This is a genomic window from Ancylobacter sp. TW_SC_1, from assembly GCF_056836805.1.
The window spans coordinates 4305849-4324243 of the sequence record NZ_CM166365.1 but is presented as its reverse complement, the minus strand read 5'-3'; the positions used below and the strand labels follow the sequence as shown (position 1 = coordinate 4324243).

30 protein-coding genes are annotated in these 18395 nt (G+C 68.3%); all 30 read right to left on the bottom strand.

Annotated elements, in window-relative coordinates; genetic code table 11:
- Positions 1 to 80 precede the first annotated feature (80 nt).
- On the bottom strand, positions 81 to 599 hold the full coding sequence (locus tag AC1PZ7_RS20540) for a phage virion morphogenesis protein (RefSeq protein ID WP_482357040.1): 519 nt from the start codon (positions 597 to 599) through the stop codon (positions 81 to 83).
- Between the two features lie 8 nt (positions 600 to 607).
- Positions 608 to 841, bottom strand: a complete 234-nt coding sequence (locus AC1PZ7_RS20535) for a hypothetical protein (RefSeq protein WP_482357039.1) — start codon at positions 839 to 841, stop codon at positions 608 to 610.
- The gene (locus AC1PZ7_RS20530) at positions 798 to 2231 is read right to left on the bottom strand and encodes an ADP-ribosyltransferase (protein ID WP_482357038.1); all 1434 of its coding nucleotides are present in this window, start codon (positions 2229 to 2231) and stop codon (positions 798 to 800) included. Before AC1PZ7_RS20530 ends, AC1PZ7_RS20535 begins: the two co-directional genes overlap by 44 nt.
- Positions 2232 to 2235: 4 nt before the next feature.
- On the bottom strand, positions 2236 to 3858 hold the full coding sequence (locus tag AC1PZ7_RS20525) for a DUF935 domain-containing protein (RefSeq protein ID WP_482357037.1): 1623 nt from the start codon (positions 3856 to 3858) through the stop codon (positions 2236 to 2238).
- A complete protein-coding gene (locus tag AC1PZ7_RS20520) occupies positions 3858 to 5543 on the bottom strand; it encodes a hypothetical protein (RefSeq protein ID WP_482357036.1) in 1686 nt (561 codons plus the stop codon). The genes AC1PZ7_RS20525 and AC1PZ7_RS20520 overlap by 1 nt, the downstream gene beginning before the upstream one ends.
- Positions 5524 to 6120, bottom strand: coding sequence for a DUF3486 family protein (locus AC1PZ7_RS20515; RefSeq protein ID WP_482357035.1), 597 nt, complete (start codon positions 6118 to 6120; stop codon positions 5524 to 5526). Before AC1PZ7_RS20515 ends, AC1PZ7_RS20520 begins: the two co-directional genes overlap by 20 nt.
- 2 nt (positions 6121 to 6122) lie before the next feature.
- Positions 6123 to 6419, bottom strand: coding sequence for a VpaChn25_0724 family phage protein (locus AC1PZ7_RS20510; protein ID WP_482357034.1), 297 nt, complete (start codon positions 6417 to 6419; stop codon positions 6123 to 6125).
- A gap of 9 nt (positions 6420 to 6428) precedes the next feature.
- Positions 6429 to 6833, bottom strand: a complete 405-nt coding sequence (locus AC1PZ7_RS20505; protein WP_482357033.1) for a DUF2730 family protein — start codon at positions 6831 to 6833, stop codon at positions 6429 to 6431.
- Positions 6833 to 7051, bottom strand: coding sequence for a TraR/DksA C4-type zinc finger protein (locus AC1PZ7_RS20500; RefSeq protein WP_482357032.1), 219 nt, complete (start codon positions 7049 to 7051; stop codon positions 6833 to 6835). The genes AC1PZ7_RS20505 and AC1PZ7_RS20500 overlap by 1 nt, the downstream gene beginning before the upstream one ends.
- Positions 7051 to 7173 (bottom strand): hypothetical protein, encoded by a 123-nt coding sequence (locus AC1PZ7_RS20495; RefSeq protein ID WP_482357031.1) that lies wholly within the window; start codon positions 7171 to 7173, stop codon positions 7051 to 7053. Before AC1PZ7_RS20495 ends, AC1PZ7_RS20500 begins: the two co-directional genes overlap by 1 nt.
- A 13-nt stretch (positions 7174 to 7186) precedes the next feature.
- The gene (locus tag AC1PZ7_RS20490) at positions 7187 to 7540 is read right to left on the bottom strand and encodes a hypothetical protein (protein WP_482357030.1); all 354 of its coding nucleotides are present in this window, start codon (positions 7538 to 7540) and stop codon (positions 7187 to 7189) included.
- Positions 7537 to 8652: a peptidoglycan-binding protein gene (locus tag AC1PZ7_RS20485; protein WP_482357029.1), complete on the bottom strand. Its 1116-nt coding sequence runs from the start codon at positions 8650 to 8652 to the stop codon at positions 7537 to 7539. Before AC1PZ7_RS20485 ends, AC1PZ7_RS20490 begins: the two co-directional genes overlap by 4 nt.
- 4 nt (positions 8653 to 8656) lie before the next feature.
- Positions 8657 to 8839 (bottom strand): hypothetical protein, encoded by a 183-nt coding sequence (locus AC1PZ7_RS20480; RefSeq protein WP_482357028.1) that lies wholly within the window; start codon positions 8837 to 8839, stop codon positions 8657 to 8659.
- A 71-nt stretch (positions 8840 to 8910) separates the two neighbouring features.
- Positions 8911 to 9270, bottom strand: a complete 360-nt coding sequence (locus tag AC1PZ7_RS20475; RefSeq protein WP_482357027.1) for a hypothetical protein — start codon at positions 9268 to 9270, stop codon at positions 8911 to 8913.
- On the bottom strand, positions 9267 to 9503 hold the full coding sequence (locus AC1PZ7_RS20470; RefSeq protein ID WP_482357026.1) for a hypothetical protein: 237 nt from the start codon (positions 9501 to 9503) through the stop codon (positions 9267 to 9269). Before AC1PZ7_RS20470 ends, AC1PZ7_RS20475 begins: the two co-directional genes overlap by 4 nt.
- Positions 9500 to 10150, bottom strand: coding sequence for a regulatory protein GemA (locus AC1PZ7_RS20465; protein ID WP_482357025.1), 651 nt, complete (start codon positions 10148 to 10150; stop codon positions 9500 to 9502). The genes AC1PZ7_RS20470 and AC1PZ7_RS20465 overlap by 4 nt, the downstream gene beginning before the upstream one ends.
- Entirely contained in the window at positions 10147 to 10356 is a 210-nt protein-coding gene (locus tag AC1PZ7_RS20460) for a hypothetical protein (protein ID WP_482357024.1), read from the bottom strand. The genes AC1PZ7_RS20465 and AC1PZ7_RS20460 overlap by 4 nt, the downstream gene beginning before the upstream one ends.
- The gene (locus AC1PZ7_RS20455; RefSeq protein ID WP_482357023.1) at positions 10356 to 10547 is read right to left on the bottom strand and encodes a hypothetical protein; all 192 of its coding nucleotides are present in this window, start codon (positions 10545 to 10547) and stop codon (positions 10356 to 10358) included. The genes AC1PZ7_RS20460 and AC1PZ7_RS20455 overlap by 1 nt, the downstream gene beginning before the upstream one ends.
- Positions 10544 to 11386, bottom strand: coding sequence for a DUF6551 family protein (locus AC1PZ7_RS20450; protein WP_482357022.1), 843 nt, complete (start codon positions 11384 to 11386; stop codon positions 10544 to 10546). The genes AC1PZ7_RS20455 and AC1PZ7_RS20450 overlap by 4 nt, the downstream gene beginning before the upstream one ends.
- The gene (locus AC1PZ7_RS20445) at positions 11383 to 11682 is read right to left on the bottom strand and encodes a hypothetical protein (RefSeq protein WP_482357021.1); all 300 of its coding nucleotides are present in this window, start codon (positions 11680 to 11682) and stop codon (positions 11383 to 11385) included. Before AC1PZ7_RS20445 ends, AC1PZ7_RS20450 begins: the two co-directional genes overlap by 4 nt.
- Positions 11679 to 11939, bottom strand: a complete 261-nt coding sequence (locus AC1PZ7_RS20440; protein ID WP_482357020.1) for a hypothetical protein — start codon at positions 11937 to 11939, stop codon at positions 11679 to 11681. The genes AC1PZ7_RS20445 and AC1PZ7_RS20440 overlap by 4 nt, the downstream gene beginning before the upstream one ends.
- Before the next feature lie 10 nt (positions 11940 to 11949).
- On the bottom strand, positions 11950 to 12621 hold the full coding sequence (locus AC1PZ7_RS20435; protein ID WP_482357019.1) for a DUF3164 family protein: 672 nt from the start codon (positions 12619 to 12621) through the stop codon (positions 11950 to 11952).
- Entirely contained in the window at positions 12605 to 12946 is a 342-nt protein-coding gene (locus AC1PZ7_RS20430) for a hypothetical protein (RefSeq protein ID WP_482357018.1), read from the bottom strand. Before AC1PZ7_RS20430 ends, AC1PZ7_RS20435 begins: the two co-directional genes overlap by 17 nt.
- Positions 12939 to 13544, bottom strand: coding sequence for a helix-turn-helix domain-containing protein (locus AC1PZ7_RS20425; RefSeq protein WP_482357017.1), 606 nt, complete (start codon positions 13542 to 13544; stop codon positions 12939 to 12941). The genes AC1PZ7_RS20430 and AC1PZ7_RS20425 overlap by 8 nt, the downstream gene beginning before the upstream one ends.
- On the bottom strand, positions 13541 to 13780 hold the full coding sequence (locus tag AC1PZ7_RS20420; protein WP_482357016.1) for a hypothetical protein: 240 nt from the start codon (positions 13778 to 13780) through the stop codon (positions 13541 to 13543). Before AC1PZ7_RS20420 ends, AC1PZ7_RS20425 begins: the two co-directional genes overlap by 4 nt.
- 133 nt (positions 13781 to 13913) lie before the next feature.
- Positions 13914 to 14882: an AAA family ATPase gene (locus AC1PZ7_RS20415; RefSeq protein ID WP_482357015.1), complete on the bottom strand. Its 969-nt coding sequence runs from the start codon at positions 14880 to 14882 to the stop codon at positions 13914 to 13916.
- Between the two features lie 43 nt (positions 14883 to 14925).
- A complete protein-coding gene (locus tag AC1PZ7_RS20410) occupies positions 14926 to 16896 on the bottom strand; it encodes a transposase domain-containing protein (protein ID WP_482357014.1) in 1971 nt (656 codons plus the stop codon).
- Positions 16893 to 17357 carry a DNA transposition protein gene (locus tag AC1PZ7_RS20405; RefSeq protein ID WP_482357013.1) on the bottom strand — a complete coding sequence of 155 codons (465 nt, stop codon included), beginning with the start codon at positions 17355 to 17357 and terminating at the stop codon, positions 16893 to 16895. The genes AC1PZ7_RS20410 and AC1PZ7_RS20405 overlap by 4 nt, the downstream gene beginning before the upstream one ends.
- Positions 17358 to 17588 carry a hypothetical protein gene (locus tag AC1PZ7_RS20400; protein ID WP_482357012.1) on the bottom strand — a complete coding sequence of 77 codons (231 nt, stop codon included), beginning with the start codon at positions 17586 to 17588 and terminating at the stop codon, positions 17358 to 17360.
- Complete coding sequence (locus AC1PZ7_RS20395) at positions 17588 to 18388, bottom strand: ParB N-terminal domain-containing protein (protein ID WP_482357011.1); 801 nt, start codon at positions 18386 to 18388, stop codon at positions 17588 to 17590. Before AC1PZ7_RS20395 ends, AC1PZ7_RS20400 begins: the two co-directional genes overlap by 1 nt.
- Positions 18389 to 18395 lie beyond the last annotated feature (7 nt).

Sequence of the window (18395 nt, the reverse complement as noted above, 5' to 3'; positions counted from 1 at the left end):
CGATCTAGCCGGCGCCTGCCGATCGGGCGCCCATGGCGCCTCTTACGGCTCTTACGGGCTCTTAAAACCCGCGACGAGCTTCACCGCCCGATCCCGGCGGCGCGACCGAGCGCGTCGACCAGCGTTTCGAGGATGACTATTTCGTCCTCGCGGTCAATGTCGAGATAGGGGCGCGCCGGAATTTCGACCTGGTCGACCGCCACCAGGCCGCCCAAGAGGGGAAAGCGCAGCTTCTCTGCCGAGACCGGCCGGATGATGCCGCCGAACTGGTGGATTGCCGCATAGATCTTGTTCGAGCCGATCTCCACGCTGTCGCTGCCGGCGCGGCTGGTGATCGAGCCCATCAGGCCGCCACGCATGCCGCTCTCGCGCAATATGCCCGGTCCGCGCTTGATCGCGGCATAGCCGGGGTTCAGCGGTGCCCACGCTATGCCGTCCGGACCGGAGCCGCGCTGGAACCGGTCATGGCGGATGCCGACCAGGCCGACGCCGATCGCGCGCATGACCGGCGTGGTGTTGCTCACCACCAGGCTGAGCTGGGCGAAGGCGCGGATCGCGGCATCGCCGACGACTTTGGTTTCGAGGATCACGCCGGCCATGTCGGCCGTTACTCGGCCGCGGCCTTCTCGGCCCGCTCTACGATGACGGCGCTCTCGTCGTCGCTCCACATGTCCGCAAGACGGCCGCCGGCGCGGGCGCGGGAAGCGGTCTGTTCGAGCCGCTGCACCACGGCGCGCAACTCGTCGTCGCTTGCCGCCGAGTACGCGTCGGCCACAAACCTGTTGCCCCGGTTGATCTCAACCAGGCGATCCAGCAGCTTTTGACGCTCGGCGGCTTGCACGACGGACAGGCTCCACGACGATACGGGACCCGGAGCGTTCCACTACCCGGAAACGGGCACCGGACCGGAACAGGAACTCGTACTCCAGATGATCGAGGTCCGGGACATGATTAACATAAGCGCCACCAGCATACGCTTGCGGTAGGCGAATCTCAATGACGGCGCCGTCATGAGCAGAGGCGAATGTTCGCGCTGTGTCGGGGCTGACCGACGTCGACAGGAATCCGCGCTCCTCGATGATGTCGCCCAGCCGCGCCTGCACATATGGCGCACGTCCGGTGACACCGCGGAACACGGTGATAGACCGCGACGTCCGTGCCCGCGCCAGCGCCGAATCGAGCGCGTCAATAGCGGGCTGCAGATAGGACATGACGCGATCGCCGCGCAGTTGCTCATTCATTTCGCGATAGAGCACACCCTTGTAGCCGCTTAAGGCATTGATCTCGTCGCGCCGCAGCCGGCGCGCCCAGCCGGCGAAGTCGGAGGTGAGCAGCCAATCGGCGGCCTCGGCGTCCGCATGCGACGCGGCTCTGACCGGGATCGGCGGCGGCGTTGGGGCCGGAGGCGGCGGAACGCCAACAGGCGCGGGCGGGACAGTCGCGGCGGGAAGCGCCGCCGGCATGGCGGGCTGGGCAACTGGGGATGGAGCCGGGCCGATCGACCTTCCCGGCGTCAGCGTGGCATTCGCCGGCAGGTCGACCCGCTCGGCCTTCCACTCGCGGCCGGGATTGTAGGCGAAGCCGGGATCGATTCCCTTCGGTACCTGGACGACTTCGCCGGTGCGCGGGTTCGTCCAGGGGCGCCACTCGATCGGCGGCGTGGTGTCGGGCCCGATCTTGCCCTGTCGCGCGCGCTGGCGCGCGGAGAGCGCGCGGACCCAGCAGCCACAGCCCCAGCCGTTCGGGCCGTAATGAGTGTTCCACCAGGGATCGCTGGCCAGCAGCGTCGTGCCGTTCCAGCCCAAATGTTCGGGGCGGGGATGCGTGGCGCCGCTATGGACATACTGCCAGTAGGGAAAAGCGGCGAGCGTCTCCGGCTCGGTCTGTTGGACGAAGCGGCCGGCCGAATAGGCCATGCCGAGATTGGTCTCGTAGATGACGCGGGCGCGCCAGCCGGGCGTGCCGGTGTGCTCCCAGCCGCGCCGGCGCACAATGTCGTCGAAGCCCCCGCGGAATGCGCCGAGCGACATGCCGCTCTCCAGCGCCTTCGCCACCTCCTCGCGAAAGTCTCCGACGAGCGCCTCGGTGGCGGCGCCGGCAACGGTGAAGCTCTTCACGTTGGCGACGCCGAACACGTCGGCATAGTGCTCCGAGGTGACGTTGGTCTTCTGGCGCAGATAGGCGATGGCCTCGTCGAACGGCAGGTCGATCGCGCTGAGGGTGGTGGTCACGCGATCACGCCTCGCGCAATTCGTCCAGCACGGCGGCGCGGCCGACGAGATGCGCCAGCGCCATGCCACGCCCCATCGCGTCGCGCAGCTCGGCCGGATCGAGCTGCAGGCGCTCCAGCCGGGACATCAGGTCCGGCATGTCGGTGGCGGCTTCGAACTCGGCGCGGATCTTGTCCTTCAGCCCGGCCAACGCGCCGGCGGCGTCCTGGGCAAGCGCTTGCGTCAGGCGCTCGACATATTCGGGCTCCTTCTGCCGGGCATGCAGGTCGAACAGGCTGTTGAGGAAGCGGCTGTTCAACTCCAGCGCCTTCTTGTCCGACGGCGGCTCGGGATTGGCCGGCGGCGTTGCCGCCGGCGCCGGGCGGCGACCGCCGACCATCCGCACCGGCTTGCCGTTCGCGCTTTCGGCGGGTCCGGTAAAGCCCAAGCGATCGAGGATCTGGCTCTCCTCGATCTCAAGCCCCTGCGGCCCGAGCTTATCCAGCACGGAGGCGACGACCTCGATCGGCAGCTCGTCCGGCCGGCCGATGGTGACGACCGGGTACTTCTCCTGCGGGCCGTAGGTGAACGCGACCATGCGCTCGACCAGCTGCTGCTGCACCGTGGTCGAGGTGAGCCCCGCGTCGAAGCGCTCAAGATCCTCCTGGGTAAGCCGATGCGTCTTACCGGCCGCGTGAGAGCCCGGCGTCGCGTCCGTGGTCGCGGTCTGGCCGAGCACGACCTTGGAGACCTCGCTGTTGTACCAGGCCGCGCGGCTTTCATAGACCTTCGAGCCATCCGAGGCGTTCTTCACCTCGACGAAGTCGATGGTCATCGACTCGGGGATGATGGCGGCGCAATCGCCGGCGATGTTCCGCACCGCCGACCAGAGCACCTCGCGCTCGTCGCCGGTGGCGCCGGGGTGATACTTGCCGACGCGCACGGGCTGGCCGTAATTCTGCACGAAGATCGCCCAGTCGCGTTGGGTGAAGGCTTTGTACATCCACGCCCAGGACACGACTCGCGCGAGCCCGCCACGGATGGTCAAACCCGATTTTGCCTTGTGGCGGTGGACGACATAGCGGTACGGCGCCAGCGGCTCCTTGCCGCCCGGCTCCCACAGCAGCGGTTCGTCGAGCGAGATGTCATCGAGACCAAACCAGCGCGGCTCGCGCCAGAGCAGGGCCGCCGGCGTCACGCCTTCCTTCGTGCTCGACCACTCGATCTCCATGATCGAGAAGCCCTTGCCGATGGCGTCGAGCATGTCGAAAAGCGCGTTGGCGAGCACCTTCTCGGCCAGCCAGGCGCGCACGAAGTCGGCATGGCGCTCGTGTTCCTTGTCCTCGCTTGCCGCCTCCACCGTGATCGGGATCTGCGAGACCTGGCGCTTTCGGGTGCCGAGCACGGCGGCGTAATGCAGGTCGCGCTCCTCCATGTCCTCGGCCAGCTCGAAATAGGAGAGCGGGTCGCCGGACGCCGCGGCGCGGTGGATCGCCGCCAGGCGGTGCGGCGTCATCCCATCGGCGGGGTGGCCGGAGATCGGCGAGCGCACGCCCGTGAGCGTCGGACCGGACTTGGCCTCACCGAAGAGCTGATCCTTGTCGATCGGCCGTCCGTCCAGCCCGAGAATGGTTGAGAGCCGCGCCATCAAATCCCTCCGCGCAGGCCGGGCAGGATGCCGCCACGGCGATCGTCGTCATCATCATGGTTCGGCCGCGACCAGCTCGACGACGAGCCCCCGCCCAGAGCCTCGCGCGGCGTCGGCGCGGCCCGGTAGCCGTATTCGACCGGGGACATGGTGCTGGCGAACCACGCCATGGTGCCGGCGATCGCGGTGTCGCCGTGGCGCTCATAGCCATCCGCGCCCTTGAAGCGGTGATCGTCCGGCACCTTGATCACGCCGTTGACATAGGCGAGCGCCTGATGGTCCTGGAGCACGTCCTCGTGCCTGGGCAGCACGATGGTCTGGTCGCCGAACGCCTCGACATAGGCGGTCGAATTCTTGCGATACCAGTCCGGGCTGGCCTTCACCTCGGCGATGCGCTGCGCGCCATAGCGCTGCGCCGCCACCTCGGCGAGGTACGAGCCATTGCCGTTGGCGTCGAGCGCGCCGCCGGACATGCGCGGAAGCCGATCGACGACATAGAACAGGATCTCGCGCTGCTGGTCGAAAGGCACGTTGCGCAGCTCGACGAGCAGCTTCGAGCGTCGAACCAGCGTGGGTTCCTGTTCCAACACCAGGATGGCGGTCGCGTCGCCGGAGCGGGCGAAGTCCTCGCCGAAATAGTGCGGGCGGCGCGGATCGAGCGCCTCCAGGATCGGCCTCAGCTCGCGCTCGCACCAGTCGCGGGCATCGGCCTTGCGCACATGCTCCGGCGCGTTCTTGAAATCGTCGTCGCGCTGCCACCGGCGGATCGGGATCAAGCCGTCCATGCGGGCCTCGATCTGCACGCGCGTGAGCGCGGCGCCCTCGGCCTCGGCGGGAATCGCGTCCAGCTCCTGGCGCATGGCCGCCTTGCGAACGCCATAGGCGCCGCGGATCTTCGCCTCCCACTCGGCCTCGGCCTCCGGCGACCAGGTCCTGCCCGACATCTCGCAGACACGCCGGAACAGGCCGTTCGTCACGGCCTTGCCGAACGGGATGAAGTGGCACGAGAACGGAACCTTGCCGGCCTTGGCTTCGCGGATCAGCTCGTTGAACGGGTTCAGCACGCCGTTGTGCGTGCTGATGACGCGGATCTTGCCGCCCCAGATGAGCAGCGCGTTGACGCTGTCCAGCACGCCCCGCACGTCGCGGTGGAACGCCGCCTCGTCGACGCACACCGTGCCCTGCAAGCCGCGAATGTTTTCCGGCCGGGACGACAGGGCCTCGACGCGTCGCCCGCTGGAGAAGCGCACACGGAAAGCCGAGATCTGACCCGCGAGGCTACCGTCCTCGCGGTAGTCGTCGAACATGAATTCTTCGACCTTGCCCAGCTCGCCGGCGATGATGCGGGCGAAATGCGCGACATAGCCGATGAACTCCCGGCCCTTGTCCTTGGTGTCGCCGATATAGAAACAGTTCTGCCCGCCCGCGCTCTTCTTCAGCGAGGCGATCAGCGTGTGGTCAAGCGCCTCGGCGAAGGTGACGCCGGTGCGCCGGCCCTTCTCGGCGAGCTTCAGGTCGGATTCGTCTTCCAGCCAGTCGGCCTGGTGGCGCATGAGCACGCCCTCGGCCAGCGGATCGAGATCCTCCGGGATCTCCGCGCCGCGCGGCAGCTCGGCCGGCAGCCCGGCGTCGGTGCGGGCAAGAACCGGCTGGCCGACGACCTTGTCAGGATCCGGGGCTTGCATCGCCGCCCTCCGCTGCCGGCTTCGGCCGGACGCCGAGGAAGTCGCGGCGCAGCTGGGCGACGACATCGGCGGAAAGCCCGCCCTCGCGCGCTACCTTCTCGATGGTCGCCTCGGTGCGCTTGGTGAACTCGGCCTGCAGCTTCTGGCGTCGATCGGTCGAGATCTTCTGCGCGGCTACGGTGGCCTGGAAGGCCCGCGCCAGCTCCATCGCGCATTTCGGCGACTTGGCGCCGGCGCCGTCCGCCGTCAGCTCGATGATCAGCGTCTTGATGAACTCGCCGAGGATGATGGTGTTCTCGTCGACGTCCTCGGCGGTGAACTGGCTGGCGATGCCCTTGAACATCTCCCGCGCGCGCTGCATGCGCGTGACCGCGGCCGCTCGGTCTACCGCCGCGCGATAGAACGCCGACCGGGAAATCGGCTTGATCCCCTTTTCCGTCAGGCGCTCGTTGAACTCGACGAGGATCTCCAGGCGGGTACGCTTCCGGCTCGCCAGCTCCTGGCATACCCACACGACATCGTCCTCGGCCTCGGCCGGCAGCAGATCCACGGAGTTGAGACGAGCGCTTTCGCTCATGATCACGCATCCGGGCTCGGGATGGCGACCCCGTCGAGCCGCGCGCGGCGCTCGACATGGTCAATGCCTGGCCGCTTCAGCTCTGCGACCATGACAGTGCCGGCATCGGTGATGCCAATGGCGCCGATGTCCTTCAGAACCAGCAATTGGGTGCGGACCCATTCGCGTGATCGCCGGTGGCCGAAGGTTTCGAGCACGCGGGTGATGAGCGTATCGTTCAACCGGCCGTCCAGCTGGCCCTTCAGCTCGCGCAGAATGACAAGGCGGGCGTCTTCGGCGAGAAACTTTTCGAAACTCATGACGGCTCCCTACGCGGTCCCCCGGCGGCTTTCGGCGTTGAGCAGGTAGCTCTCCAGCCGGCTTGCCGTGCCCGCTACGCCCTTGACCATCTCGTTCATCGCTTTCACGTCGCCCTTCATCTCGGTCGTGGTGACTTCCAGCTTGTGGACCTGCTCTTTCGTCGGGAGGTGCTGGAAGTCGTGTTCCAGTTTCGCGACCCGGCCGTCCACCTTGCCGACCGTGTCGGCGACCGACTTGAGCGAGGCGGCGATCCTGCTTTCCGCGGCCTCAATCTGCTGGCTCCGGGCTTCCTGCTCGGCCTTCAGGTCGGCCTTCGAGGCAAGACCCTGACGGATGATCCAGCCCAGCACTGCGACAGCGAACGGCCCCAGCAAGGCGAAAACCGGCCACCACTCCTTCAACCAGTCCGGCATTACCTTCTCCGCACCTTGAGCCAGCGCTCACGGCGCCCCTCGCAATCGACACAACGCGTCGCCGAGGGCATGACTCGGCGGCGCTCCCCTCCAATGGGGAAGCCGCACACACTGCAGTTGGCACGGCCTTCCCCTTCCATCGCCGCCGCGTTCCGCAGGATCGCCAGTTCCCGCTGCCGCTGTTCGAGCGCCTGAGCGAGATCAACCTCGTCGGCCATCAGCGGGCTGCCTCCCACCCGCAGAGCCGCTCGCCGGTCTCGTTGTGAACGACGAGGTCCGATTTCTCGCCGACGCTCATGACGGCGAAGACCTCGGGGCTGGGGTAGCGTGGCGCGTTCATGAGGCACCACGCATCAGGGGGCGGTGCCGCCGGGCGGCTGGCGCACCCAGCGGCCAGCACGGCGATCAAGCTCATCGCGATCAAGGCGCGCCACTTCATCCTTCTTGTCCTGGTACTTGGCGACGGCCTCGTCGGTGTCGCGGTTGAGCTTGGCCTCGCGCTCCTGCCAGCCCTGCTGGCGGGCGCGGCGCTGCAGCGAGAGGAAGCCGAGGATGGCGCCGAGGCCGGCGCCGATCTGGAGTGCGCGCTTGAGCCCGACGACGCGCGCCAGGATGACGACGGCCGCGACCACGGCCGGAATCGAGAGCACTGGGAACCATTCCCAGCCGATGCCATAGACCAGCGCCTCGCGGATGCGCTCGATCATGCCGGCACCGGCGCCCTGGCGGGCCAGATGGCCGGGATGACGTAGGTGCGGATGATGCCCACCGCGATGATGGTGACGCCGATCGCCGTCAGGCCGGCGGCGCCGTAGCCGACCCACTCGATGAGGCCCGCATAGGCATTCAGCACGTCGGCCTGTTGGGTGATCTGCTGGCCCGCCTCGGCGAGACCGATGGCACCGAGCCCGGCCGCGGCCGGCGGCGCCACGGGCGGCGGATCGTTCACCGTGGTGGTGCCGGTCAAGGGCGCTGTGCCCGCGAGGCGGGAGGCGATGGCCGCCGTGGTCAGATCGCCGGCGATGCCGTCCGCCCGCAATCCGTTCGTGCGCTGGAAGGCCACGACGGCGTCGCGGGTGGCCGGGCCGTACAGGCCATCGGCCTTGATGTCGTAGCCGAGCTGGCGCAGTTGCGCCTGCAGATGGCGCGTCACCTCGGACGGCTGGGCCGCCTTCCACGATTCCGGCGCCGAGCCCTCGCCGCGCAGGAGCGGCCAGATCTTGTTGAACCAGGCGACACGCGCGTCGTAGCCGTTGTACCCGCCGTTCACCTTGCGGGTGATCGCCCGGATGTCATTGACGTCGGCGAGGGCGTTGCAGCCCGTGCGGGTCCAGTGGTCGAGCGCGCCGCGAAGGCAATGCTCGGCCGTTTCGATCAGGTCCGGGTTCTCGTCGAGACCGAGGCGGGCATAGGCAGCCCGGCCGGTGCTGTGCATCGCTCCACCGCCCCGGAACGCGAAGCCGTCGCCGGCCCAGACATTGCCCAGTTCCTTCGCCTTGCGGGGATTGCCGAGGCCGTAAACCCGCTCGAACAGCGCGTGCTCGTTGCCGGCGAGCTTCGCTGCTTCGGCGGGCGTGACGGCCGCAGAGTGTTTGCCGACGCCGAAAACCTCGGCGATGCGCTTGGCTGAGTACTTGCCGCTCTCCCGGAGCCGGCGAAAGCCATCCGTCTCGACGGCGATCTGCGCCATGCAATGCGCCAGCCGGAGCGGCGTGGTGATGTCGGCGGCGGCGAGATCCGATGAGCGGGCGAAGGCGGCGACGAGGGCGGGCGCCGCGTTCGGCGCGAGCTGGCGCAGGATGAGGAGCGCGGAAACCATCGGCTTAGCCCCCCGCCAGCGTCGCGATGACGAGCACCAGGAGCAGCGCGCCGATCACGCCAGCGGCGATCGCAGCCCTTCTGGCGGCGCGCGGGCTGTCCGGCGCGCGCAGACCGGAAATGAGGTAAAGCGCCGACCCGAGCATGGCGCCCGCGCCGATCACGAGGATGGATGTGAGGAGGGACATGGATCGGCTCCATTGATGAGGAGCCGACAGTGCCGCGCGCGCGCGCCTGCGTTCATGACCGCAGGCGCGGTCTAGTTTTCGAAGAAGTCGAGCTGACGGGCCGTCATATCCTGACGCTGCAGGATGCGGTGCACGGTCGCGATGTCGATGCCCAGCCGAACCGCGATATCGTCATAGGAGTGACGAGCGCACCTATATGCGACGACCCGCCATTCACGCGCAACAGGCACTTTGATCTGCTCGCCGGGCCAGCGTTCGGACATCCGCGCGGCTCCGTCCTCGCCGACGAGGCGCGCCAGTTCCGTGCCGGCCGGCCGGTGCGGCACATAGAGCCGCGTGCCGCCACGCTGCTCGGCGAGGCGGAATGCCACCTCCGGGCCGAGCAGCTGCGCTAAGCGGGCGATCGCGCCTATGGGTCGCGGCAGCGTCATGGGCGCAGCACCAGCCCATCAGCGGAGAACGACACGCACAGGCGGGCCGGGCGGTTGCGCCAGACGAGCCGGGCCGACCACGTACCGTCCTTTCGTCGGGAAAGCCGGCCGCCCGAGCAATCGTAGCCCTGTGCGGTCAGGCTCTCGTGCATGAAGGCAAGCCGCGTCGAGGCGGCGAGCAGCGCGTCGAGCTGGACAACGGGAGCCTTTCGGCGGGTTCGCTTCGCGGTCACCGGCGCGCCCTCCGGTCCTTCTGGCGCCGGATACGCCGGCCGAGCGCGCTCTGAAGCGTCTGCAGCTGGGCGTCGGATTGCGCGTAGAGGTCAGCGGGCGCGTCCTCGGCCAGCACGCGGCACTGGGCGAGCACGACGGCGAGCTTGCGCCAGCGTCCGGCGGAGATGCCGCGGACGCGCAGCGCACGGGCCTCGGCGTCCCACACCACCGGCGCCACGCGGTTGATCCACGCCTTCAGCGCCTCGATCACCTTGCGGGCGTCCGCCGGATCGCGCAGCCAGGACAGCGAGGCGATGTTTGTCTGTCGCGCAACAAACTCGACCAGGGCGCGATCCGTCCGGTTGTCGACGACGCCGAGGTTATAGCCGGCAATCCAGAGGGTGCGGCATTGGGCGACGAACGGGCCTTCGAGCCGGAGCGCGCCCTCGGCGAGCGGCTTTTCGGCGGCTCTTACGGGGCTCGGAGAGCCTCCTGAGAGCAGCTTGAGCCGCTCGATGACGCGGCCGGCCTGGTCGGCTGTCAGCTCCTTCGCGGAGCGCCGGCCGGTCTCGCGGGCAAGCAGGTCGCGATAGCTGTCGTCGTCGAGCTTGGCGCGGGCGCGAAGCGCATGAATGGCGCCGATCTGTGGGGCGGTCACGGCGGTCACGGGAGCCTCCGCAGTTCCATTTCAAGGGTGAGCATCTGCCGCGTGAGCGCGGCGATTTCGGATTCGGCGAGCCGCCGGCGGCGGCTGCGCGGGGGCATGCGGTGCATGCGGGCGGCGAGAGCCTCGCGCCGGCCGGCCAGCTCCCCCAGTCGCTGCAGCTCGGGCCACATCAGCAGCGAGAGCGGGGCGGCCGGGCGGCGGGGCATCAGTCGCCGCCGCCGTTGAGGGGGCAGTCCCAGTCGCAGAACTCGGTGCCGGCCTTGGTGCAGTAGCGGCCAAGGCCGGGCTTGCCGTCGCTGCCCCAGCGACCGCATTCCTCGCCGGGATCGAAGTCGTCCTCGTCGAAGTCGTTCTCGAAATCGTCGGGGAAGTCAGTCGATGAGGGGCGCGCGCTCATGGCCGATCTCCCTTCCTGCCGAAAGCCGTGCGAAGCCGCTGTGTAAGTGTCGTGTGGATGGGCACGCCCGGTTCGCGCGCGAGCCGGGCCTTGTCCATCTCGCGGATCAGCAGCACGCGATTGAACATTCCGATGATCTCGGCATCGTCACAGCCGTCCGCGCGCAGCTCGTGCACCACCTGAGCGGCAGCCGTCACAATCGACGCCAACACGCCGCCACGGACGTTGTTGCGAGGGGTCTCGACAATGCAGCGCAGCGCAAGGATGGCGACCGCCGCGCCATGGCGGGCGACGGAGGAACGGATGGCGCCGATTGCCATGGTTTGGCCCGGCGCCTGTTCCAACGTCGGAACCGGATAGGCGAGGATTTGGACGCCGGCCCGCTCGGCCACATTGGCGACGGCGACAGCGGAGGGATCACCGGCCGCTACCGCGGCGCGGTGCAAGGCCAACGCGGAGACCCGTGTGATCGCGCCGTTGATCGCCGAGAAGGATTCGGCCTGCTCGTCTGGCGTGGCGAGCACGATTTGGCACGGCACGCTTTCGATGCCGATCGATACCGCCGCTGTGACGCGGTGCTGGCCGTCGATGATCGCGTAGCGCCCGCCCTCGATGGGCGCGACGATCACCGGGCTGAAGCGAGACCACCGGAACTCGTCCGCGATCTTGCTGATGTTCGCCTGACCGGCCCGCGTTATAGGCCGCTGATAGGCGGGATCGACGACGAGGCTTGAAATGTCAAGCCACGCGAGTTGCGGAGCCGGACCGGCCCCCTCCCGGCGACCGGCACGACTAGCGGCATCTTCCGGCCGCTCGATACTGCGGAGGGCCGTGCTCATGCCGCTCCCCCGATCTTCTGGTGCGCCGAGGTGCGCCAGTTGCGCAGCGCCGCCGCCGCGCCCATCGTCGAGGACGCCCGAATGCCACCGAGCATCACGGTGAGGTTCGCCCCACTGTCGTGCCAGCGTGCGCCCTCTCTGCGGACAAGGCCGTCGAGGGCGGCTTCCGCCGCCCTCCGGTGCTCGGCATGGCTGGCGTAGCGGTTGTGATCGACCGCCGGCAGGCCGTCGAGGACTGCGGCCACGACGCGGACGAGGCGGCGCAAATTGTCGAGGTCGAGGGCGCGCTTGCTCATGCCACCGCCCTCGTGATCTCGGCATGGGCCTCGCGGCCGGCCTTCGTCACCTCGGCGCCGGAATGCCGGCGCTGGGCGAAGCCGCGCTCGAACAGCGCGTCCATGGTGGCGGGGGCGATGATCGGCCCGTCGAGCGAGCCGAAGCCCCAGCCGGTGCGGTAGCGCATGGCGCTGCCGCGATGGATCAGCAGATCGAGCCCGGTCAGCATGGCGTCGGTGAGCTTGTGGATGCGCTGGCGGTGGAGGAGCGTGGTCATGAGCGCTCCCCTACGCCGCCGCCAGATCGATCTTCACCGCTTCCCACGCCGCCTCGCGCGTGGCGCGGCGGTAGAAGCGGACATATTCCTTCGTGCCGACCGGCTTCATCGAGTTCCGGATCGCGCGCATGGCTTCAAGCCAGCGCTGGTCCTCGATGTTGAGCCGGAGCAGAGAGAGCAGTTCGGCGCGCTTCACCTTGCCGGCCTGGTCGACCGAGAAGGCGCGGGTGATGATGGCGCGGATCTCGGAGCGGCTGTCGGCCGACCATTCGCGCAGGCATTCGTCGACGAGCACCTTCGCCGTCTGCAGCTGCGCGCCGAACTCGATCAGGTCGGCGATCGCGACCTGCACCTTGAGCAGGCCATCGAGCGAATTGAGGGTGACATTGCCCTTCTCGCCGCCGGCCGTGGCGCCATATTCCTGCGCGAGCAGCGCCTGGTAGGCCTTCACGTCGGCAAAGGTGTGCGCCTTGAAACGGGCGATCTCGGCCGCGAGCGGCTCGGCATAGGAGAAGATCTTGCGGACAGTTTCATCCTCAAGCTTGTCCTCGGCCCCGACGCTCTCGACGGGCACGAGGTGGCCCTTCGCGTCGTAGACGTAGTGCTTGCCCGCGACTTCAATGGTGCCAGGCGGCGAAGCGGCGGCGGGCGCCGCCGCAGTGGATTCAGCTTGTGCGTTCATCATTTGTTTCCTGAGGAGCGAGGGTAAGGAAGCCGAGCGCCAGCAGGCTCCCGGTAAGGTCGGCGTCGATCTGTTCGAGTTCGTCATCGGCGGCGCTTTCAGCGGCCGGGTCTCCGGCGGCGCCGGCCGCGAACATCCGCTCGCGGGCGGCGAAGTACTCCGCCGCCGACGTCGCGACGTCGGCGAGCGCACATAGCGCATGCGCCATGCCGGTGATGTGCGTGACCGGGACGCCGATCGCGCCACGGCTGGTCTTGTGATTGACAATGGCGCGGGCCGTGGCGAGCACCTCGGGCAGCGGCGCGTGCTTGGGCGCCTCAGACATGAGCCGCCTCCACCGCGCGCACGAGCTGATCCAGAAGGCGATCACGCTTCGCGCGATTATCGCGCTCGGCGCCCGTCCAGAGCGTGGCGCGCAACTGCGCCTCCGCCCGCGCCAGCCGGCGCGCGGCGGCGATCATGGCGAAGCTGCCCGTGACACCCGCAAGCCTCCGTTCGCCGGCGGCGAACATGGCATCGACCCGCTTGAGTTCCTGGAGACGTCCCTCGATCTCCCGTTCCACGGCGGCCAGCTCACCCGGCAGCGGCGCTTCGCCCGCGCGCAGCCGGCGTTCGATGCGGTCCACATGGTCCGCAGCCTCCGCATCGGATGCCACCCGCCGCTCGAAGATGCGGCGGGCGTACATGATGGAGGCGTGGTTGCGTCCCCCTATGAAGCGGCCGATGCGTGGGTAGCTGTAGTCCGTGAGGCGCACCGCCAGCCCGCAGGACACATGGCGGGGCCACACAAGATGGCGGCCGAGCCGGTGCGAGCGGATGTCTTCGGGATGGACGCCATAGTGCTCGCCGACCGTGAGCAGGATCTGGCGCACGGTGATCATGGAGGCCGGCGCGGCGAATTCGCGGTCGATGACATCGCTCATGCCGCACCTCCCGGCCCTGCGGGCTCATAGAGCGGGCGCGGCGGCGGCGAGGGGCGCCGGAAGGCGAGCACCTTGGCGGGCTTGCCGCCCGCCTGTCCGTGCGGCTCCGGCGCCTCGTCGCTTATGCGGGCGGGGTCGAGATCGCGCGCGATGGCATGCAGCTGCTTGTTGGCGCGGGCGAGCGCGCCGTGGTCGAGGCCGATCGCGCCGAGATCATCGTGGATCAGCGTCAGCACGTTCCAAAGCTCTACGCAGGCTTCCGGCAACAGGTGGGCGCCGTCGTAAAAGTGTCCTTCCAGAAACGTCCGGATCGGCTGAAGCCGGCTGCGAACGTCAGCAATGCGTGGATCCATGTGCATGGTCGCCCCCTCACGATTCGATGGTCTGAGAGGAGAGCTGCGCCCAGGCGCGCTCGATATGAGCGACGGTCAGGCTCACGACCGTGCAGCCCGCACCGAAGGCGGCCAGCCGGATCACCTTGTTCATGATCCTGATGGCGCCGGCCTTGCGCGCGATCTGCTTCAACACCTGCAACACGGGGGGCGCCGTGATGCCCCACGCCTCCAGCACCATGCAGACGTCGGCCGCGCGGGCGGCGTGCTGCACCTTGCGCACGCCGACGCGGGAATGCAGCTGTGCAAAGGCCTGCGTCCGGCGATCGGCCGAGCCCTGTAGGGCCGTCAGCATGCTCTCATTGCCAAACACGGCGATGCCGCAGCCGCCGAGATCGAGCACCGTCGTGCGAAGTTGGTCGAATGCCTTCGCTTCGAGCTGCTGGGCGTCGTCGACGATGATGAGGCCGTTCTTGCCCCGCACATGCGCCGAGATGGCGCGGGCAATGAAGGCGTTGCGCCGCTCCGACACGCCGAGCTGCTCGGCAAGGATCGACAGGACGTTCGCCGCCTTCGCGATCGAGGGGTCGGCTGTGAGCACCCACACATTGGAGCCGCGCTTCCGGTACTCGTCGAGCGCGGTCGTCTTGCCGATGCCGGCGCCGCCGACCAGCACCGCGAAGTCCGGGGCGGCCTGCGCGAAGGACAGCGAGGAGAAGATGTCCTGCGCCGTGGGGGTCATCAGGAAGGCGGGCGGTGCCGGCAGTTCGGCCGTCACACGCTCGCGCTGACGCCGCGTCTCCAGCCAACGCTGCAGGTCGGCGGCGACGCGGCCATTGTCGCCCTTGTACGTTCCGGCGACGAACGCGGCGAGCGTGCTGGCCGCGACACCGCTTTCCCGGCCAAGCGCCTCCCACGACAGGGTCTCGGCCTCTTTGATAGCCTTCACCTCTTCGCGCACAGGGGCGTGCTGGGGGGCCGGGCTTTCCTTCGTTATGTCGAGCATGATATTCACCTCTTGCTTTGGACTATCGACGGCGCTGGCGGGCTCAATCGTCGGCGCCGTCTTCGTTTCGGACCATCCGCAGGAGCGGCGCGGCCGAGCGGTTGAAGTCGGTCCAGAAGCTTTCTTCCGGATCGACTGAATTAGCGGGGGTAAGGGCCACGGCGGCATTGCCGCGCGTGGTGATGAAGGGCCGGATCACCTTGGCGTCCGGCGTCTCCGGCATGTCGATCTTCGGGAGCAGCGCCGCTTGTTCGGCCAGGGTGAGCTTCTGCGCGGCGAGCGCCGCCGCCTTGGTGGCCTTCGCAAACTCGTTGCGAATACGGGCATGGGAGCGCGCGGCGTCCATGTCGAAGAAGCCCGCCGCTTCAATACAAGGCGCCGCGCCGAGATAGGCGTTGTTCGGCCGATAAACGTGGATCGGCTCCTGCAACGCCTCGGGATCGAAGCGCAGCGTCACCTTGCGGCCGCGCTCGGCGAGCAAGAACTCGGACCAGTAGCGGTTGCCCGCCAGCTCGACGCTGCCGTCATCGCGAACTGACTTCAGCTCGGATGACAGCAGCAGCATGCGCAGATGCGCGTCATGCGGCCGGGTGATGATCGCGGTCTCATAGGACGCCGCGAACACCTGGTCGAAGGAGAACTTGCCGCCGCAGACCTTCGACCGTCGGCCGACACGGGCGTTGTGCTCCAGGATTCGTTCGGCGACGACCTGCAGGAACAGTTCGTACGGCACCGCGCGCGACCCGTAATTCTCCGGCTTGGCGTTGACGTTGTTGCCGGTGAACGCGCCTTCGCAGCGGACGTCGCGGCCGATGGCATGGGCGAGATCGCGCCAGGCGCGCTCGATCGGCTTGGACTGGCCGTGATAGGGCGTCGCCCAGTGGATCTTGCAGCCGAGCGAGGTAATGACACCTTCCGGTTCTTCCGGCTTCACCTTGAAGCGGTAGCGGTTCGGCGTCCCGCCGGTCAGCTTCTTCGAGGCGAAGGCGCGACCGTTGTCGAGCAGCACGCGCTCAGGCACACCAAAGGTCTCGACCATGTCGCAGAAGGCGAGCCGCACGCCTTCCCACGTTTCCGCGACGTCGAGCCGCCACGACAGCACCTTGCCGCTGTAGATGTCCTGCCAGCCGATCAGCACCGGACGGCACACGGTGCCATTGAGCCACCGCACGAATACATCCACGACATGGCCGTCAGAATTCACGGCCTCCAACGCTTGCAGCGCGCTACGGTCGCGCTCCTGCGCCGGATAGAGCTTCTTCAACGCCTCCGGGCCCTTGCGCATATAGATGCGCTGCGCCTCGTCGATCTTGGCAGCCCGCCGCTCCAGCGTCTTGCAGCTCGGGATTGTCCACCCCTGCGCCGCGGCTATCTTCTGCAGGTCGCGATAGACATAGGCGGCGGAGCGCTCGGACTGCGTCAGGTAATTGTCCCGAAACCAGTCCCACGCCTCCTCCGAATAGGCGGCGGTGGCCAGCCGGCCGGCATGGCGCGGCTGAAGGTGTGGCAGCCAGTCGACGCGGGCGACGCCGGCCACCAGCTCGGCCCAGTTGTATAGGGTGCGCAGGGCGACCCTCTTTTCGGCGGCGATGTGCATCATCGCGACGTCGCGTTGCCGCCCCGCCGCGACGAGATCGGCCACCGCCTCCAGCGCGGCAAGGCGATCGCGTGCCTTCTCCTGCCGCGCGGCGGGCAGGCGTTCGAACCAGTCCCACAAGGCGTCGCGCTGGAGCCCCACCTTCTTTATGGCGCGGGCGTCCTGTGCGCCTTCGCGGCGCTGCGCCAGCAGCAGCTTGCGCTTCGCGCGCGCCGGCAGGATGTCGTAGCGGTACTCGTAGCCACCGCCCCGACCGGATCGGCGGCGCCAGATTCCGTCCGTACGCTCCGGCGTCCACTCGCGAGCCGCTTCGCGCCAGCCTGCGCGGTCGGCCATCAGCTGGATGGCACGCTCGGTAGACGGCATATCCGGCAGCTTCAACGCGACGAGGTCGGCCGGAGAAAAGAACTCCTTCACAGCACGCGCTCCTTCTTCAGGAGCCGGCGCGTGGCCTCAATCTCGCGATCCATCTCGGCGCGCTTTTCCATCCGCTCGGCCAGTTCGATGGCCGGCAGGTAACGCCGCTCGATCACCGTCCAATCGAACAGCGCGGCAATGAGTTCGAGCAACCGGCGATCGCCGGTCGCCTCGATCAGAGCCACGAACCGCACGATGTTGATGATGTGCTCGCCCCGCGCCTCGGCGGCATAGGCGTCGAGCATGTGCTTGCTCACCTGCTCGTCGAGATAGGCGCTCATGCGCTCGGCGACCTGCTCGCGCGGCCGGCCGCAGGATTTGAGCGACTGCGATACCGCCTTCGAGATTGAGGCCGCGAGGCTCGCCGCCCGCACCGTGCAGGGGTCGAAGGCGACCACCGGCTCGGACGGCGCCCAGCCGAGCAAATCGAGCTGATCAGGATGGCGCGGGCGGCGGGACATTCAGAGCCCCTCCGCCTCGCGCTGGCGGTAAGCCTGCGCGTCGGCTGTGCTGTACCAATTGAGGTTGCCGCCGGCCTCTACCAAGGTAGCGGCGGCCTCCTCGACGCTGTCGAAGATGTCACCGCGAACATTGTCATGGGTCTCGCCGGCATCGTGCATGTCGTCGAGCAGCCACTGCAGCGCTGCGACCAGCTGCTTCCGCAACGGCTTCTTTGCTCCCCGCTTCGCCATCACGCTTCCTCCGACTGCTCGTCGAGGAAGGCGGCGAAGCGCTGGCGCGCACCGGCGCCGGCCCGGCGCCAAGCCTTCATGAGCGCGTCGAGCTGGGCGTCGTCGGCCGACTGCGCGGCGGGCCGAGCGCCGCTAAGGCGCTGTACGGCCTCGCCGAGGGTTCGGGGGGCGTCGTCGGCCTCACCGAACAGAAGGTCGAGAGCCGGCATGCGCTGCTCGGGCGACAGCTTGAGCAAAGCGTCGAGGTCCGAGCCCTTGTCCGCCATCGGCGTGCCGGCGATCCGGGCGCGCACGTCGGCCGGGAGCGCCGCGCGGGCAAGGGTCCGCTGCAACGTGCGTTCTGAGAGGCCGAGCCGGTCCGCCACCTCCTCGGTGAAGCGGGGGATCAAGTCGCCAAAAATGGCGGCTTGATCCGACTTCCTGTCGCCGCCATGCTTCGCCGCCGGGTGAAGCTTCTCCCACAGCCGCTTTTTCTCGCTGAGGAACACGGCGCGGTCGAGTTCGGTCAGGTCGACCCGGTACAGGTTCTCATCGATCTCCCGCATCCGCGCCTGATCGGCGGTGAGGTCGAGCACATAGGCCTCGATCTCGGCCCACTCCAACAGAGTCGCCGCGGCACAACGGTGCCCGCCCTTTACGAGGATGAACTTGCCCGGCTTCTTCGGCGCCGGCCGCACCTCGATCGGGGTATCGAGGCCGTTCTCCTTCATGCTGACCGCGATGAAGAGGGCCTGATCGCGGTCCACCTTGCGCAGGCGGTCGGTAACAATGATGTCGGCGAGCGGGATGAGCTGCGTCACGCGCATG